Annotated in this window: 10 protein-coding genes; all 10 read left to right on the forward strand. The window is 62.5% G+C overall.

The window, feature by feature from the left end; all coding sequences use genetic code 11:
• Positions 1–16: 16 nt before the first annotated feature.
• Complete coding sequence (locus WI754_RS01535) at positions 17–505, forward strand: DUF1579 domain-containing protein (RefSeq protein ID WP_349435854.1); 489 nt, start codon at positions 17–19, stop codon at positions 503–505.
• Positions 506–558: 53 nt separating this feature from the next.
• Entirely contained in the window at positions 559–1,332 is a 774-nt protein-coding gene (locus tag WI754_RS01540) for a VOC family protein (protein ID WP_349435855.1), read from the forward strand.
• A 247-nt stretch (positions 1,333–1,579) separates the two neighbouring features.
• Positions 1,580–2,260, forward strand: a complete 681-nt coding sequence (locus WI754_RS01545; RefSeq protein ID WP_349435856.1) for a redoxin domain-containing protein — start codon at positions 1,580–1,582, stop codon at positions 2,258–2,260.
• 181 nt (positions 2,261–2,441) lie between these two features.
• On the forward strand, positions 2,442–4,754 hold the full coding sequence (locus WI754_RS01550; protein WP_349435857.1) for a methyl-accepting chemotaxis protein: 2,313 nt from the start codon (positions 2,442–2,444) through the stop codon (positions 4,752–4,754).
• Between the two features lie 161 nt (positions 4,755–4,915).
• Positions 4,916–8,245 carry a transglutaminase family protein gene (locus WI754_RS01555; protein ID WP_349435858.1) on the forward strand — a complete coding sequence of 1,110 codons (3,330 nt, stop codon included), beginning with the start codon at positions 4,916–4,918 and terminating at the stop codon, positions 8,243–8,245.
• 7 nt (positions 8,246–8,252) lie between these two features.
• The gene (locus tag WI754_RS01560; RefSeq protein WP_349435859.1) at positions 8,253–10,667 is read left to right on the forward strand and encodes a circularly permuted type 2 ATP-grasp protein; all 2,415 of its coding nucleotides are present in this window, start codon (positions 8,253–8,255) and stop codon (positions 10,665–10,667) included.
• Positions 10,668–10,704: 37 nt separating this feature from the next.
• Positions 10,705–11,583, forward strand: a complete 879-nt coding sequence (locus WI754_RS01565; RefSeq protein WP_349435860.1) for a transglutaminase family protein — start codon at positions 10,705–10,707, stop codon at positions 11,581–11,583.
• A gap of 175 nt (positions 11,584–11,758) precedes the next feature.
• Positions 11,759–13,003: a TadE/TadG family type IV pilus assembly protein gene (locus tag WI754_RS01570; protein WP_349435862.1), complete on the forward strand. Its 1,245-nt coding sequence runs from the start codon at positions 11,759–11,761 to the stop codon at positions 13,001–13,003.
• Positions 13,004–13,237: 234 nt separating this feature from the next.
• The gene (locus WI754_RS01575; RefSeq protein WP_349435863.1) at positions 13,238–15,703 is read left to right on the forward strand and encodes a glycogen/starch/alpha-glucan phosphorylase; all 2,466 of its coding nucleotides are present in this window, start codon (positions 13,238–13,240) and stop codon (positions 15,701–15,703) included.
• Positions 15,700–17,910, forward strand: coding sequence for a 1,4-alpha-glucan branching protein GlgB (glgB, locus tag WI754_RS01580; protein ID WP_349435864.1), 2,211 nt, complete (start codon positions 15,700–15,702; stop codon positions 17,908–17,910). The genes WI754_RS01575 and glgB overlap by 4 nt, the downstream gene beginning before the upstream one ends.
• The last annotated feature ends 112 nt before the right edge of the window (positions 17,911–18,022 follow it).

Genomic DNA, 18,022 nt, shown 5'->3' on the forward strand with positions numbered 1-18,022 from the left:
TGAGGAGACCGCTGCGATGAAGGCGGAAATTCTTGAGGAACACCGGTGGCTGGAGCAGCTGACGGGCAGGTGGCGTGTGAGTTTCGACATGCCCGCTGCCACCGGCGAACAGGCATCCGAGGGAGCATGGATCGAGGAAACCCGCTCGCTGGGCGACGCCTGGATCATCTCCGAGACGACCGGGATCATGCCGGACGGCAGCAAGGCGACGAACATCATGACGCTCGGCTATGATCCTGCGAAAAAACGTTATGTCGGCTCTTTCGCCAGTTCGATGATGACCTATCTCTGGGTCTACGAAGGCACGCTCGACGAGACCGGCACGGTGCTGACGCTCGACTGCGAAGGTCCCGATTTCGAAAATACCGGCAGGACGGCGCGGTACCAGGACATCGTTGCGATCAAGGACGAGAACACGCGGAATTTCTCGTCCCGCATGCAAAATGCCGACGGCATTTGGCAGCCTGTCATGTCTTCCGACTACAAACGCATTTCCGCAGTCTGACACTCTGCCTTTTTCGGCCATACGGCCCCGCAAACATCAAAGGGAGGATTGCAATGAGCGACAAACATGGAGCGTTCGTCTGGTACGAACTGATGACCACCGACACCAAGGCGGCGGAAGAATTCTACGATGCCGTCGTCGGCTGGACGTCCGAGGACAGCGGCATGCCCGGCGCCGACTACACGCTTTTCAAGGCGGGCGACGTGCGTGTTGCCGGCCTGATGACGATGCCCGAGGGCGCCTTGAAGATGAACGCTCCGCCGGCCTGGGTCGGTTATATCGGCGTCGATGATGTCGATGCCGCGGCAAAGAAGATCGCCGAACTCGGCGGCACGGTGTATCGCCAACCGGAGGATATTCCGACCATCGGCCGCTTCGCCATCGTTGCCGATCCGCACGGCGCGGTGTTCGCCCTGTTCAAGGGCGCTGGCGACGGCGAGATGCCCGAGCTCGCGCAGAATGCCAATGGCAATGTCGGCTGGCATGAGCTGATGGCTGGTGATCTCGCCGTGGAATTCCCCTTCTACCAGAAGATGTTCGGCTGGGGGAAGGACGAGGCGATGGATATGGGGGCAATGGGCGTCTACCAGCTCTTCAATCACAACGGCGCGCAGATCGGCGGCATGATGACGAAGACGCCGGAAATTCCCGCTCCCTATTGGGGCTATTATTTCAACGTCGATGCTCTCGACGCCGCGGTCGAGCGGGCGACCTCGCGCGGCGCCAAGATCGTCATGGGCCCGATGGAGGTTCCCGGAGGCGCCTGGGTGATCGGCGGCGTCGATCCGCAAGGCGCCCATTTCAGCCTGGTATCGATGAAGCGCTGAAACGTCGCTTTCGCAGTTGATGGACGCCGGCGGATCGCTGCCTGCGCGTCCTCGCACTATGGGGTCGCAGCCACCACAAACGACGACTGCCGGCCATCGCAGTCGCTGGGGCACTGGCGAATACAGGTCGCCCAAGGTGTGCAGCGCCGAACCCGCGGCATCAACATTGAGCGCGGTGCCGTCTTGCAACACGTGATATGGTCGAATTTCCGTCGTTCACCTGGACGACGCAAAAAGGAAATATCCCATGGGAGACCAGATACGCCCACTGCAACCGGGTGAGCCCGCGCCGGCATTCGCCCTCCCCGCGGCCAACTTCGACGGATTGGTTTCTCTCGACAGCTTGCGTGGCCGCTCGTTCCTGATCGGCTTCTTTCGCGGCCTGCACTGCCCATTCTGCCGGCGTCAGCTCGGGCAGCTTGCCGGCCTGCAGCCCACCCTGCGCGCCGCCGGGGTAGAGATCCTTGCCGTGATCAACACGCCGGTGGAACGCGCCCGCTTGTATTTCCGCTACCAACCGACGCCGGTCATGCTTCTGTGCGACCCGGAATGCCGCACGCACCGCGCCTTCGGCGTGCCGCGCGTCGAGTTCGTGCCCAATGGCAGCAGCGAGCGGCCCGAATGGCCCTCTCGCACCACCATGGCGCAATTCGGGGCGGCACGCATCAACCCTACCGGCGAGCTGCCGGAAGCTTTACAGCCGATGGAAGCCAACGTCGTTCTCAACGCCAGGGACGGCTTCGAGCTTGACGAAGCGGATCATGCGATCTTGGCGAACCACGGTACGCAGCTCGTCGGGCACTTCCTGGTCGATGCGACCGGCATCGTCGGCTGGGTGCAAATCGAGGCGCGCGACGGGCCGAACAGCCTCGGCATCTTCCCGACCGCGGCGCAGATCATCGCCGCTGTTGGCAGCCTGGAACGGTGACCTGCAGCGCCCCCCCCGCGCTGCGGCAATTTGACCCCGTCATCAAACTGTCACGCAACTTTCATCGGCGCAGCCTACACTAACCCCGCCCAGAACCGGATCGCGTCCGGCCGCAGGATGCGCATTCTGGAAGCCGCAACACGGCATGTCCTTGTAACCTGCGTTTTGCGGACACCATTTCATGCGTCTGTCGTTCAAGCTGTCGCTGGCCTCGCTGTTGCTGGCGGTCCTCTCCATTTCCGCCACCAGCGCCGCCGCGCTCTATATCAGCGCGTCGCAATCCTCGGACGCGGCCGTGGCCAAGCTGGAGACGCTGGCCGATGGCCGCCGCAACGAGCTGGCGCAATATCTCCGCTCGGTCGAAGAGGACCTGCGCGGCTTCAGCCGCGAGAAAGTCGTCGGCAAAGCGCTTTCCGATCTGTCGGACGCCTTCAACGCGATCCCTGGAGATCGTGCCGCCGATCTCCAGCGACGCTATATCGATGACAATCCCGCGCCGGACGGCCAGAAATCCGACATGAAATCGGCCGGCCGCGACGAGTACGACAAGTTTCACGGCCGCTATCACGGTTTCTTCCAGCGTTTCGCCGCGGAAAAGGGCTACCGCGACATCCTGCTCGCCGACCTCTCCGGCAATGTCGTCTATTCGCTGCAGAAGCACCGCGATTTCGCCGCCAACCTGACATCGGGCGCCCTGAAAGAGACCGGTCTCGGCCAGGTGTTCGCCGCCGCAGCGCCGGGCACCGATACGTCGATCATTTCTTTCGCGGACTACCGGATCCATACGCCCTCCGGCGCCCCGGCCGCCTTCATTGCCATCCCGCTCGCCTCGGTCGCCGGCAAGATCGGCGTGCTCGTCTTCCAGATGCCCGACGCCCGCATCGCATCGATCCTCAACAACAAGGTGGGTCTCGGTGACACCGGCGAAGCGATCCTGCTCAACAGCGACGGCCAGTTCCTGACCGATTCCGTGCGCAGCAGTGGCGAGGTCCTGAAGGCCCGGATCGACCCCACGGTCGTTGCCAGCGATGCCGACAAGCCGATCGCCAACGCTACACTCTCCGATCATCGCGGCAGCCAAAGCCGCCTTTCCGCCGCAGCCGTCGATTTTCTCGGCACCCGCTGGACGGTGGTCGCGATCATGGACACAAGCGAGGTCTTTGCAGGGCTGACCCGGCTCATCCATTGGACCCTCGCCATCTCCTTCGGCGTGCTGGCGCTGACGGCCTGCCTCGGCGTCTGGTTTGCCCGCCGCCTCTCACGCCCGATTTCCGCCCTTGTCGGCAACATGGAGAAACTTGCAGGCGGCGACACGGCCATTCCCTTGCGCGATACCGACCGTACCGACGAGATCGGCGACATGGCCCGTTCGGTGCTCGTCTTCCGCGATGCCGCAATCGAGAAGGCGCGGCTGCAGGCGGAGGCGTCGGATATGCGCGAGCGCAGCGAAGGCGAGCGCCTGCATCGTGAGCTGGAGAAGCGCCACGCCGAGGCCCAGACGGATGAGGCCGTGGGAGCGCTCGCCGAGGCGCTGCAACAATTGGCACACGGAGACATGACCAGCCGGATCGAAAAGCCCTTTACCGAAAGCCTCGATCGCCTGCGGCTCGACTACAATGCCGCCGTCGAAAAACTCGCCAACGCGCTGTCTGATGTCCGCAGCGGCACCCATCAGATCCGCGACAATTCCGGCGAGATACAGGTCGCCGTTGATCAGCTCTCGCAGCGCACCGAACAACAGGCCGCATCGCTTGGCGAAGCGGCTTCAGCCCTTGCGGAAATGACCGGCGCCGTTCGCTCGGCCGCCGAGCGCACCACGACCGCCGAGCGGCTCGCGGACGATGCCCACAAGAGCTCGCTTGCCTCCTCCGAGGTCGTCCACAACGCGGTCGCGGCGATCAGCCTGATCGAGGCCTCGTCGAACGAGATCGGCAACATCATCGGCGTCATCGACGATATCGCCTTCCAGACCAATCTTCTGGCGCTGAATGCCGGTGTCGAGGCCGCCCGTGCCGGCGACGCAGGCAAGGGCTTTGCCGTCGTCGCACAGGAAGTGCGCGAGCTGGCCCAGCGAACTGCCAGCGCCGCCCGTGAGGTCAAGCAGCTGATCACCCGCTCCGCCGAAGAGGTGGGCCGAGGCGCCAGCCTCGTGCGCACCACCGGCGGTGCGCTGGCCGAGATTGCCACGAGGGTCGATGCGATCGACGTCGAAATCAAGGAAATCGCCCGTGCTGCCCGCAGCCAGTCGGCTGGCATTGAGGAAATCAATGCGACCGTGCGCCAGCTGGACGCCGTGACCCAGCAGAATGCGGCCATGGTCGAGGAAAGCAACGCGGTGACGCACCGCCTGTCCGCGGATGCGGCAGCGCTCGCAAAACTCGTCGGCCAGTTCGACATCGTAGCGCACCGTTCAAGCCCGCAGGACACCACGGAAGAGCCGCCAAAACGTCATTCCGCCATTGTTCCCCTTGCCCGACGCGTGCTCGCCGGCTGACGTGGGCGACAAATCTTGGTGGGCGGATTTTCCGCCACACCATACCGGCCGCGGCACCACTCCCGGCATCGCTGTGAATTCAGCCTTGCAATCTTTCTTCGCATTGCACAAAGTCTTCACAATGGTGGCACAGACCCATCATCGAGGGGATAAAAAACCGCATGGCGATCAAAGCAAGCATTCATCACCTGACGCATTACAAATACGACAAGCCGGTTCGGCTCGGGCCGCAGATCATCCGGCTGAAACCGGCGCCGCATTCCAAGACCAAGGTCATCAGCCACTCCCTCAAGGTCTCGCCGTCCAATCATTTCGTCACGCTGCAGCAGGATCCCTACGGCAACTACCTGTCCCGCTATGTCTTTCCTGATCCGGTCACCGAGCTGAAGATCGAGGTCGATCTGATCGCGGACATGACGGTCTACAATCCGTTCGATTTCTTCATCGAGGAAGACGCCGAGACCTTCCCCTTCCAGTATCCCGAGGATATTCGCGACGACCTGAAAATCTACATGCAGCCGGAGCCGATGACCCCGGCGCTGGCCGACTACGTCGCGTCCATCGACCTGACGCCTGTGCGAACCATCGATTTCATCGTCGGCCTCAACGCCCGCCTGCAGCAGACCGTCAACTACGTCATCCGCATGGAACCCGGTGTCCAGACCCCGGAACAGACGTTGCAGCTGGCGCTCGGCTCGTGCCGCGATTCGAGCTGGCTGCTCGTGCAGATCCTGCGCCATCTCGGCCTCGCCGCCCGCTTCGTCTCCGGCTATCTCATCCAATTGGCCCCCGATCTCAAGGCGCTTGATGGGCCGTCCGGCACCGAGGTCGATTTCACCGACCTGCACGCCTGGTGCGAAGTCTATATCCCCGGCGCCGGCTGGGTCGGTCTCGATCCGACCTCCGGCCTGCTAACCGGCGAAAGCCATATCCCGCTTTCCGCCACGCCGCACTATCGTAACGCCGCGCCAATCTCCGGCGGCCTCTATGGCGACGCGAACACGACGTTCGAATTCGACATGAAGGTGGCGCGCGTCGCCGAACATCCGCGCATCACCAAGCCGTTTTCCGAGGAAAGCTGGCAGGCGCTGAATGCGCTCGGCGAGCATGTCGACAAAGTGCTGAACGGCAGCGACGTGCGCCTCACCATGGGCGGAGAGCCGACCTTCGTCTCGATCGACGATTTCGAATCGGAGGAATGGAACACCGGCGCCGTCGGTCCGACCAAGCGCGACAAGGCCGACCAGCTGATCCGCAGATTGCGCGAACGCTTCGCCCCCGGCGGTTTCCTGCATTACGGTCAGGGCAAGTGGTATCCGGGCGAAAGCCTGCCGCGCTGGACCTTCTCGCTTTACTGGCGCAAGGACGGCAAGCCGATCTGGCATGATCCAAAGCTTATTGCAGCCGAGGGCCAAGACACCGAGGTCACCGACAAGGAGGCCGAAGCGCTCCTGACCGGCATCGCCACGGAGCTTGAGATCGAGCCCGAGATGATCATCCCGGCCTTCGAGGACCCGGCGGAATGGATCATCAAGGAAGGCAGCCTGCCGGAAAACGTCGATCCCTCCAATTCGAAGCTCGAGAGCCCGGAAGAACGCGCCCGGATCGCCAAGGTCTTCGAGCGCGGGCTGACGACCGCGACCGGCTATATCCTTCCTGTCCAGGCCTGGAACGCGAAGGCCAAGGGACGCCGGTGGGTGAGCGAGAGATGGCGCACGCGCCGCGGCAAGATTTTTCTCATCCCCGGCGATTCGCCCATCGGCTTCCGCATGCCGCTCGGAACCCTGCCCTACGTGCCGCCGTCGCAATATCCCTACATCCATCAGGCCGATCCATCGATCCCGCGCGAGCCGTTGCCGGACTACAGCGCCCCCGTGCGGGCCTTGGCGGAAGCGTCCCGCACGGCGAGCGAGCCGAGCCAAGGCCGCAACGAGCAGAATATCGCGGGATCGACGGGCGACATCCGCGGCGCTGTTCGCACCGCGCTCAGCGTCGAGCCACGCGACGGCCGGCTCTGCGTGTTCATGCCGCCGGTCGAGCGCATCGAGGACTATCTCGACCTGATCGCCGCCGCTGAAAAGGCTGCGTCCGATCTCGGCCTGCCGATCCATATCGAGGGCTATTCGCCGCCGCAGGATGAGCGCATCAACGTCATGCGCGTCGCGCCCGATCCGGGCGTCATCGAGGTCAATATCCACCCGGCCTCCAACTGGCAGGATTGCGTCGCGATCACCACCGCGATCTACGAGGAGGCCCGCCTCACCCGCCTTGGCGCTGACAAGTTCATGATCGACGGCCGCCATACCGGCACCGGCGGCGGCAACCATGTGGTGGTCGGCGGCGACAATCCGAACAACAGCCCGTTCCTGCGTCGGCCAGACCTGTTGAAAAGCCTGATCCTGCATTGGCAGCGGCATCCGTCGCTGTCCTATCTTTTCTCCGGCATGTTCATCGGCCCGACCAGCCAGGCGCCGCGCATCGACGAAGCGCGCCACGACACGCTCTACGAGATGGAGATCGCCATGGCGCAAGTGCCACTGCCCGGCATGGCGCAGCGGCCCTTGCCGTGGATCGTCGATCGCCTGTTCCGCAATCTCTTGACTGACGTCACCGGCAACACCCACCGCTCGGAAATCTGCATCGACAAGCTGTTTTCACCGGATGGTCCGACCGGCCGCCTTGGCCTCGTCGAGTTCCGCGGCTTCGAAATGCCGCCCAATGCCCGCATGTCGCTTGCCCAGCAGCTGCTGGTGCGTGCGCTGATTGCCCGCTTCTGGCAGAATCCGGCCGAAGGCAAGCTCGTCCGCTGGGGCACGACGCTGCACGACCGCTTCATGCTGCCGCACCATGTCTGGCAGGATTTCCTCGACGTGCTCGCCGACCTCCGCTCCAACGGCTTCGATCTAAGGTCGGAATGGTTCGAGGCCCAGCTCGAATTCCGCTTCCCCTTCTGCGGCGAGGTTGAATACGAGGGCGCCAGGCTCGAACTGCGACAGGCGCTGGAGCCGTGGCATGTCACGGGCGAACAGGGTGCGATTGGCGGCACCGCACGTTATGTCGACAGTTCGGTCGAACGCCTGCAGGTCAGGCTGGAGACGGCCAATCCGGAACGCTACACCGTTGCCTGCAACGGCCGTGCGCTTCCGCTTACCAAGACAAGCTTCAACGGCGTCTCGGTTGCCGGCGTGCGCTACAAGGCCTGGCAGCCGGCGTCGGGTTTGCACCCGACTTTGCCGGTTAACACACCGCTTACATTCGACATTTATGATACATGGTCACGGCGTTCGATCGGCGGCTGCATTTATCATGTTGCCCACCCGGGCGGACGCAGTTACGACACGTTCCCGGTGAATGGCAACGAGGCGGAAGCCCGCAGGCTGGCACGCTTCGAGCCGTGGGGTCACACAGCCGGCGCTTACGCCCTCGTGCAAGAAACCCCATCAGCGGAATTTCCCCTGACGCTCGATTTGCGGCGTCCGGCAGGAGTGTAGGGCCTCAATGTCAAAGAAGCAGACGGCGGAAGCGACACGTGCGGAGAACCGGGACGAAAACGATCCGGTTTTCGGCTATCGCGCGCTTCCCGGCATTGCCGATGAAATGCTCGATACCCATGGCAATGTCCGGCCGGTGTGGCAGCACCTTCTCTCGACCATTGGCCGCATGGACGAGACGGACCTTGCCAACCGCTTCGCCCGCGCCGACCGCTATCTGCGCGACGCCGGCGTCTTTTACCGAGCCTATGGCACGAAGGAGAATTCGGAGCGTAGCTGGCCGCTGTCCCACGTTCCGGTCCTGATCGACGATGTCGAATGGCAGGCCGTCTCGAAGGGACTTGTTCAGCGGGCCGAACTGCTGGAGCGCGTCGCGGCCGATATCTATGGTCCCAACCGGCTTGTGGCCGAAGGCTTCCTGCCGCCATCACTGGTCGCCGGCAATCCGGAATTCCTGCGCCCGATGGTCGGCGTGCTTCCCGCCGACGGCCATTTCGTGCATTTCTGCTCCTTTGAGATCGGCCGCGGGCCGGACGGCAATTGGTGGGTGTTGTCGGATCGCACCGAGGCCCCCTCGGGTGCCGGCTTCGCGCTTGAAAACCGGGTGGCGACCACCCGCGCCTTCTCCGATCTCTATGCCGAAACGCACGTCCATCGCCTCGCCGGCTTCTTCGGCGCCTTCCGCGATACGCTGCAGTCGCGCAAGAAGCACCCGGACGACCGCATCGCCGTTCTGACGCCAGGTGTCGCCAACGAGACCTATTTCGAGCACGCCTATATCGCACGCTACCTCGGCTTCATGCTGCTCGAGGGCGAAGACCTGACTGTCATCGATGGCCGCGTCATGGTTCGCACGGTCGCCGGCCTGAAACCCGTCGGCGTCCTCTGGCGCCGCCTCGACGCCGCCTTCGCCGATCCGCTGGAACTGAACCAGGGCTCACATATCGGCACGCCGGGCATGGTCGAGGCGCTGCGTTCCGGCTCGGTCTCGATCGTCAACTCTCTCGGCTCCGGCATTCTTGAAACCCGCGCCTTCCTTGCTTTCCTTCCAAAGATCTGTCGACACGTGCTGGGCGAAGACCAGATCCTGCCGAGCATCGCCACCTGGTGGTGCGGCCAGCAGCCGGAGCGCGATCAGGTCGCCCAGAACATCGAGAAGATGGTGATCGGCCCCGCCTATTCCACCAGGCCGTTCTTCGACGACAATGGCCGCTCTGTTCTGGGCTCGTCCCTGCGCGATACCGCCAAGGTCTCCGTTTCGGAATGGCTGCAGAACGACGGTCCGAAGCTCGTCGGCCAGGAAGTCGTGACGCTGTCGACAACGCCTGCCTGGATCAACGGCAAGCTGACGCCGCGGCCGATGAGCCTGCGCGTCTACGTTGCCCGCACCCGCGATGGCTGGCAGGTCATGCCGGGTGGCTTCGCCCGCATCGGCTCCGGCGCCGATGCGGCGGCGATCGCCATGCAGGCGGGCGGCTCCGCGGCCGATGTCTGGATCGTCAGCCAGAAGCCGGTGGAGCACATGACGCTCCTGCCGGCCGAGGAGAGCTTCATCCGCATCCTGCCCGGCAGTCTGCCGAGCCGCGCGGCTGACAACCTCTTCTGGCTTGGCCGCTATATCGAGCGGGCGGAAGGCGCGCTGCGCATCCTGCGCGCCTGGCACGGGCGGTTTGCCGAAACCGCCAATACCGAAATGCCGCTCTTGAAGGACATCACCGATTATCTGGCCGGTCTCGATATCGACACCAGGCAAGCGGTGCCCGAAAGCCTGATCACCAATATCAACAGCGCGCTGTTTTCCGCCAGCAACATCCGCGACCGCTTCTCGGCCGATGGCTGGCTGGCGCTCAACGATCTCGCCAAGACCGCCCGAAAATTCCAGTCGACGGTGCAGGCAGGCGACGACGCCACGCACGCGATGACGATCCTGTTGCGCAAGCTCGCAGGCTTTGCCGGTCTCGTCCATGAAAACATGTACCGCTTCACCGGCTGGCGCTTCCTGTCGATCGGCCGCTATCTCGAGCGTGGCCTGCACATGACCCGGCTGCTCGGCCATATGTCGGGCGAGGACGCGCCGGACGGCGCCTACGACATGCTGCTTGAAATCGGCGACAGCGTCATGACCCACCGCCGGCGTTACAACGTCAACACCGCGGCGCTCACGGTAACGGACCTTCTCGCCCTCGATCCGCTCAACCCGCGCTCGATCCTCTACCAGTTGAACGAGATCAAGACCGAGGTCGAGCAACTGCCGAACGCCTTCTCGAACGGCCAGATGTCGCCCTTCTACCGCGAAGCCATGCGCCTCCATGCAGGTCTCGCCGTCATGACCCCGGAAGCCATGAACGCTCTGGTCTACAATCGGCTCGAACAGGAACTGGGGCGCTTCTCCGATATCCTCGCGCAAACCTATCTCGGATAGGATATGACAGACCTGCTGCGCCCAAACTGAGAGTTCCATGCTCTACGACATCAATCTGCGGATCACCTATACCTACGAAGTCCCGGTTTCCGGCGGCAGGCACGTCGTGCGCGTGTTGCCTGTCTCGCTGCCGGACCGCCAGCGGCTGGTGGCAGGCACCGTTACCTGCACGCCGGGCCCGGAGGAACGCAGGGACAGCGTCGATTTCTTCGCCAACCCCTCGACGTCGATCCTGTTTCGCAAGCAGCATGAAAAGCTGGTGATCCGCATGCAGGCCCGCGTCCAGCTCGAGCCCCAGCCACTCACCGCCGATTTTTCGCCGGACCTTGCGGCCTTCCCCGGCGAGATCGCCACCGTCTGGTCGCTCGACGCCAATTCGCCGCATCATTTCCTGGGCGCAAGCCCCCGCCTTCCCGAGGATACGGCGATTGCTTCCTATGCCCGCGGCATCGCCAGGCCGGGCATGACCATCCGCCAGATCGCAACCGCCATCTGCGCCGAGATCCACAAGGATTTCACCTACGACCCGAAGGCGACGACGGTCGACACAACCCCACGCGAGGCCTTCAAGCTGAAGCGCGGCGTCTGCCAGGATTTCACCCATGTGATGATCACCGCGCTGCGCAGCCTCGGTATCCCCGCAGGCTATGTCAGTGGCTTCCTCAGAACCATCCCGCCACCGGGCAAAGAACGTCTCGAAGGTGCCGATGCCATGCATGCCTGGGTGCGTTTCTGGTGCGGCACCACCATCGGATGGCTGGAACTCGACCCCACCAACAATATTTTTGCCGGAATGGATCACATCGTCGTCGGCCACGGCCGCGACTATAGTGACGTGGCACCCGTCATCGGCGTGCTGAAAAGCTACGGATCGCACAAGACAGAGCAGGCTGTGGACGTCATTCCCTTGCAGTGATCCGAACGGGAAAGCCCGGGCGTCTTCTTTTTGCACAGCCGCAGAGGGCTCCAAGGACTGCGTCTCCGGCATCCTTAAAACTATAATTAAATCTGATAGGTAACTTAAATTGTCCGGTGAGACTTGCCGGATAGAACCCGTTTCATCGACATGATGTCTGATACGGGTAGATAAAATGGCAAAACGTGCAACTTTTCTGAAGTCATGTTCGAATCTGATCGGCGACCGTCGCGGCAACCTCGGGATGATGGCCGCATTGCTGGTTCCGGTGTTGTTCGCAGCCGGCGGTGTCGCGATCGACATGACCAATATGATGCTGACCAAGGACCGGTTGCAGGACGCGACCGATGCAGCCGCACTCGCAGCCGCGTCCGCTCTGGTGAACGACGGCCTATCGATAGAACAGGCAAAAGAGCTGGCAAAGGATTTCGTCAAAAGCCAGATGCAGAGCGACGCCAGCCTGTCGGCGGAGGAACTCGCAGCGCTGGAACAGGCTCTTGCAGACAACACCACCGTCGACATCACCGAACAGACCGCGACCGGCGAGGCGGCCGCCGTCGGCAACAGCAAGACCTATGTCGTCGATGTATCCTCGAAGTTCGATCTCCCGCTCAACGCGCTGACCCGGCTTCTCGGTGAGGAGACCGCCGAAATCGGCACCGCAAGCAAGTCCCTGAGTTCGTCCGAATCGAAGAATGCCCTATCGATGTTCCTGGTTCTCGACCGCTCCGGCTCGATGGCCGAGGACACGGCAACGGTCGACGCGGACAATCCGACCAAGGTCGAGTATTACGCGTGCGGCACCAAGAAGAAGCCGAAGACGTGTTCGCGAGACGTTCCCAACTACGTCATCAAGATCGATGCGCTGAAGACGGCCACCGAAAATCTCATGACCTATATGAAGACCGCGGACCCGACCGCCTCGCTCGTCAGGACCGGAGCAGTGTCCTATAACGCTTCGATGCAGAAGCAGACGGACCTCGCCTGGGGCACGGATGCCGTCGGAACCTACGTTAACGCCCTGACGGCAACCGGCGGCACGGATTCCGGAGACGCGTTCAAGGCCGCCTACCAGAAGCTCGTGCTGAAGAAGAACGAGACGGAAATGGTCGAGGACGCTGCGCACAGCGAAAAAAACAAGCAGGTCCCGACAAAGTACATCGTCTTCATGACCGATGGAGACAACAATTACACGTCGGCCGATACGACGACCAAATACTGGTGCGACGAGGCCAGGAATGATGGCATTCAGGTCTTTACCGTCGCCTTCATGGCACCGGAACGCGGCCAGGCATTGCTGAACTATTGCGCCACCTCCAGCGACCATTATTTCGCCGCCGAGAACGCAGAACAGCTGAACGCCGCCTTCGAATATATCGGCGAGAAAGCCTCGGCGATGACGGTACGCCTGACGAAATAGCACCGTCCAACATTCCTGCCAAAGGCCCGTCCCGAAAAATCGCGGCGGGCCTTTTCGCGTTTTCCGCAATGCCTCCAGCCATTTGCAAGCCGTTTGGTAAGCCGCCCCCATCCAATTTTCATCTTATTGAAAACGCTATTGCAAGCGCTTCGTATCGGTGCATAAATCGCTCCCATGCCCCGTTGGTGTTCGCCTCCGGTCTCCCAAACCGCAAGCAAAGGGTAAACCTTTTTCATGATCGATCGTTTGCACAACGAAAAGATTCCGAGCGCCGCCCCCAGGGCATCGAACTCCGAAGTCCTTGCCAAGGAAATCATCGAGCGCCTTACCTACCGTATCGGCAAGGATCCGAAAGTCGCCAAACCACACGACTGGTTGACCGCCGCGATACTGGTTGTGCGCGACCGCATCACCGACAACTGGATGGAATCGACGCGCAAGACCTACTCGTCCAATGCCAAGCGCGTTTACTATCTATCGCTCGAATTCCTCATCGGCCGCCTGATGCGCGACGCCGTCACCAATATCGGCCTGATGGACGAACTGCGCGAGGCGCTCGCCTCCTTCGGCGTCGATATCGACGTCATCGCGACGCTGGAGCCGGATGCGGCACTCGGCAATGGCGGCCTCGGCCGTCTCGCAGCCTGTTTCATGGAGTCGATGGCGACAGTCGATATCCCCGCCTATGGCTACGGCATCCGATACGTCCACGGCCTCTTCCGCCAGCAGATGGCCGACGGCTGGCAGGTGGAACTGCCGGAAACCTGGCTTGCCCACGGCAACCCCTGGGAGTTCGAGCGCCGCGAAAGCTCCTATGAAATAGGCTTCGGCGGTTCGGTCGAAACCGTCAATGTCGATGAGGAAGTGACCCGTTATGTCTGGAAGCCGGCCGAGCGCGTCATTGCGACGGCCTGCGATACGCCGGTGGTCGGCTGGCGTGCCAAGCGCGTCAACACGCTGCGCCTGTGGACCGCCCATCCGATCGACCCGATCCTGCTCGATGCCTTCAATGCCGGCGACCACATCGGCGCGCTTCGCGAAAGCAACAAGGCGGAAAGCCTCGCCCGCGTGCTTTATCCGGCTGACGCCACCCCGGCCGGCCAGGAGCTGCGCCTGCGCCAGGAGTTCTTCTTCTCCTCCGCCTCGCTGCAGGACATCCTGCGCCGCCATTTGCAACAATATCCGGATTTCACCTCGCTCCCCGACAAGGTCGCCATCCAGCTCAACGACACGCACCCGGCCGTGTCGGTTGCCGAGCTCGTTCGCCTGCTGACCGACGTCCACGGCATGGATTTCGAAGCGGCCTGGGATATCGCCCGCCACACCTTCTCCTACACCAACCACACGCTTCTGCCCGAAGCGCTCGAAACCTGGCCGGTGCCGCTGTTCGAGCGCCTTTTGCCGCGCCACATGCAGATCGTCTATGCGATCAACGCCAAGATCCTGCTCGAGGCCCGCAAGCAGAAGGCCCATAGCGACCAGGAAGTCCGCAATATCTCGCTGATCGACGAGACCGGTGACCGCCGGGTGCGCATGGGCAACCTCGCCTTTGTCGGCTCGCACTCGATCAATGGCGTCTCGGCCCTTCATACCGAACTGATGAAGGAAACCGTCTTCGCCGACCTGCACCGGCTTTATCCGGAACGTATCAACAACAAGACCAATGGCATCACACCGCGGCGCTGGCTGATGCAATGCAACCCTGAATTGGTTACATTGATCCGCGACGCAATCGGCGACGAGTTCATGGACAATACCGAGGCCCTGCAGGCCCTCGATCCCTTCGCCGACAAGCCGGATTTCCAGGGGAAATTCGCCGCGATCAAGCGTGCCAACAAGGTCAAGCTCGCCCAGCTGGTTCAGAGCCGCATGGGCATCCGCCTCGATCCGTCGGCGATGTTCGACATCCAGATCAAGCGCATCCACGAATACAAGCGCCAGCTTCTGAACATCATCGAGGCGATCTCGCTCTACGACCAGATCCGCTCGCACCCCGAACTCGACTGGGTGCCGCGTGTCAAGCTCTTCGCCGGCAAGGCGGCGCCGAGCTACCACAACGCCAAGCTGATCATCAAGCTCGCCAACGATGTGGCCCGCGTGATCAACAACGACCCATCCGTGCGCGGTCTTTTGAAGGTCGTCTTTATTCCGAACTACAACGTCTCGCTCGCCGAGATCATGGTCCCCGCCGCCGACCTGTCGGAACAGATCTCGACGGCCGGCATGGAAGCGTCTGGAACCGGGAACATGAAGTTCGCGTTGAACGGTGCGCTGACCATTGGAACGCTTGATGGCGCCAATGTCGAAATGCGCGACTGGGTCGGCGAGGAGAACATCAAGATCTTCGGAATGACCGCGGAAGAGGTCTCCAAGGTACGCGCGGAGGGTCACAATCCCCGCGCCATCATCGAGCAGTCGCGCGAACTCTCCCAGGCATTGCAGGCCGTCGCATCGGGCGTCTTCTCGCCCGACGATCGCAATCGCTTCACCGGACTGATCGATGGTATCTACAATCACGACTGGTTCATGGTGGCGGCCGATTTCGACGCCTATGCCAAGGCCCAGCGTGAGGTTGATGCGATCTGGACGGACACGACCAGCTGGTATTCCAAGACCATTCGCAACACCGCGCGGATGGGCTGGTTCTCCTCCGACCGTACAATCCGGCAGTATGCCGGGGAAATCTGGAGAGCCGGATGACAGTAGTGCCAAAAGACGCCACGCCTACCGTTCCGCCAGCCAGCCTGTCGACGGAAGAGATTGCGGCGATCCTCGCTGGCACTCATAGCAATCCGTTCGCCGCTCTGGGCGTCCATCCAGCGGGCAAAGAGTTCGTCGCCCGCTGTTTCATCCCCGGTGCCGAAACGGTGACCGTCGAGACATTGGCCGGCAAGGACATCGGCACGCTCTCGCGGCGTGATGATGCCGGCTTCTTCGAAGGCCCGATCGCCGTCAAGAAGATCCAGCCGGTCCGCTACCGCGCCCGCAACGCCGGCGGCGAATGGACCGTCACCGATCCCTACAGCTTCGGCCCGGTACTCGGACCAATGGACGACTATTACATCCGCGAAGGCTCGCATCTGCGTCTCTTCGACAGGATGGGGGCGCATCCGCTGAAGCATGACGGCGCGGAGGGCTTTCACTTCGCCGTCTGGGCGCCCAATGCCCGGCGCGTCTCCGTGGTCGGCGATTTCAACGATTGGGATGGCCGGCGCCATGTCATGCGGCTGCGCCAGGACACCGGCATCTGGGAAATCTTCCTGCCGGATATCCGGGCCGGCGCGATCTACAAATACGAGATCGTCGGCAAGAATGGTGAAGTCCTGCCCCTGAAGGCCGATCCCTTCGCGCGGCGCTCGGAATTGCGCCCGAAGAATGCGTCGATGACGACCGGCGAAATCGAGCAGGCCTGGGAGGATGAGGCGCATCGGAAGCATTGGGCAAGTGTCGACGCCCGCCGCCAGCCGATCTCCATCTACGAGGTTCATGCCGCCTCCTGGCAGCGCCGTGACAATGGCGACATGCTGAATTGGGACGAGCTCGCCGACCGGCTGATCCCCTATTGCGTCGACATGGGCTTCACCCATATCGAGTTCTTGCCCGTCACCGAATATCCCTTCGATCCGTCCTGGGGCTACCAGACGACCGGCCTTTATTCGCCGACCGCCCGCTTCGGCGAGCCGGAGGGTTTTGCCCGCTTCGTCAACGGCGCCCACAAGGTCGGCATCGGCGTCATCCTCGACTGGGTGCCGGCGCATTTTCCGACGGATGCCCATGGCCTGCGCTGGTTCGACGGCACCGCCCTTTATGAGCACGAGGATCCCCGTCAGGGCTACCACCCGGACTGGAACACCGCGATCTACAATTTCGGCCGCGCCGAGGTGTTTTCCTACCTCGTCAACAATGCGCTCTACTGGGCCGAGAAATTCCATCTCGACGGCCTGCGGGTCGATGCCGTTGCTTCGATGCTTTACCTCGACTATTCGCGCAAACATGGCGAATGGGTGCCGAACGAGTATGGCGGCAACGAGAACCTCGATGCGGTCCGCTTCCTGCAGACGATGAACAAGGAGGTCTACGGCAGCCATCCCGGCATCATCACCATTGCCGAGGAATCCACTTCCTGGCCGAAGGTCTCGCATCCGGTTCATGCCGGAGGGCTCGGCTTCGGCTTCAAGTGGAACATGGGCTTCATGCACGACACGCTGCAATATTTCCAGCGCGAGCCGATCTACCGCAAGCACCACCACAACGACCTGACCTTCGGCCTGCTCTACGCCTTCAGCGAGAATTTCGTGCTGCCGCTCTCCCATGACGAAGTGGTGCATGGCAAGGGCGCGCTGATCGCCAAGATGGCGGGCGACGACTGGCAGAAGTTTGCCAATCTGCGGGCCTATTACACGTTCATGTGGGCTTATCCCGGCAAGAAGCTCCTGTTCATGGGTCAGGAATTCGCCCAGTGGCGCGAATGGTCGGAGGACCGCGGGCTCGACTGGAACCTGCTCGAATATCCGCTGCACGAGGGCATGCGTCGGCTGGTCCGGGACCTTAACGGCACCTACCGGAACAAGGCGGCGCTGCACGCCCGCGACTGCGAGGGCGACGGCTTCGAATGGCTGATCGCCGACGACCGCGACAATTCCGTCTTTGCCTGGCTGCGCAAGGCGCCCGGCGAGAAACTGGTCGCCGTCGTCAGCAACTTCACGCCGGTCTACCGGGAGAGCTACACCATCCCGCTGCCCGTGGAGGGGCGGTGGAAGGAAATCCTCAACAGCGACGCCGAGATCTATGGCGGCAGCGGCAAAGGCAATGGAGGGGCCGTCCAGGCAACGAAAAACAGCGCAGGCGTCATCACGGCCACCATCACCCTGCCGCCTCTGGCGACACTGATGCTGGAGCAGGATTAACGCACGGCAAGGCGGGCTCCCAAGGCCTGTCCGTGCGGTGCGAGGCAAGAATATTTGGAGAGTATGCCGGCCCCAGGACTTGGGCAGACCTCTCCGGCAACCATACTATCGG

It is taken from the genome of Pararhizobium sp. A13 (genome assembly GCF_040126305.1).
Taxonomy (GTDB): domain Bacteria; phylum Pseudomonadota; class Alphaproteobacteria; order Rhizobiales; family Rhizobiaceae; genus Pararhizobium.

Excerpts from the sequence above, each read along its gene's own strand:
- WI754_RS01535 (WP_349435854.1), top strand. The coding sequence starts at position 17 with ATGAAGGCGGAAATTCTTGAGGAACACCGGTGGCTGGAGCAGCTGACG.
- WI754_RS01540 (WP_349435855.1), top strand. The coding sequence starts at position 559 with ATGAGCGACAAACATGGAGCGTTCGTCTGGTACGAACTGATGACCACC.
- WI754_RS01545 (WP_349435856.1), top strand. The coding sequence starts at position 1,580 with ATGGGAGACCAGATACGCCCACTGCAACCGGGTGAGCCCGCGCCGGCA.
- WI754_RS01550 (WP_349435857.1), top strand. The coding sequence starts at position 2,442 with ATGCGTCTGTCGTTCAAGCTGTCGCTGGCCTCGCTGTTGCTGGCGGTC.
- WI754_RS01555 (WP_349435858.1), top strand. The coding sequence starts at position 4,916 with ATGGCGATCAAAGCAAGCATTCATCACCTGACGCATTACAAATACGAC.
- WI754_RS01560 (WP_349435859.1), top strand. The coding sequence starts at position 8,253 with ATGTCAAAGAAGCAGACGGCGGAAGCGACACGTGCGGAGAACCGGGAC.
- WI754_RS01565 (WP_349435860.1), top strand. The coding sequence starts at position 10,705 with ATGCTCTACGACATCAATCTGCGGATCACCTATACCTACGAAGTCCCG.
- WI754_RS01570 (WP_349435862.1), top strand. The coding sequence starts at position 11,759 with ATGGCAAAACGTGCAACTTTTCTGAAGTCATGTTCGAATCTGATCGGC.
- WI754_RS01575 (WP_349435863.1), top strand. The coding sequence starts at position 13,238 with ATGATCGATCGTTTGCACAACGAAAAGATTCCGAGCGCCGCCCCCAGG.
- glgB (WP_349435864.1), top strand. The coding sequence starts at position 15,700 with ATGACAGTAGTGCCAAAAGACGCCACGCCTACCGTTCCGCCAGCCAGC.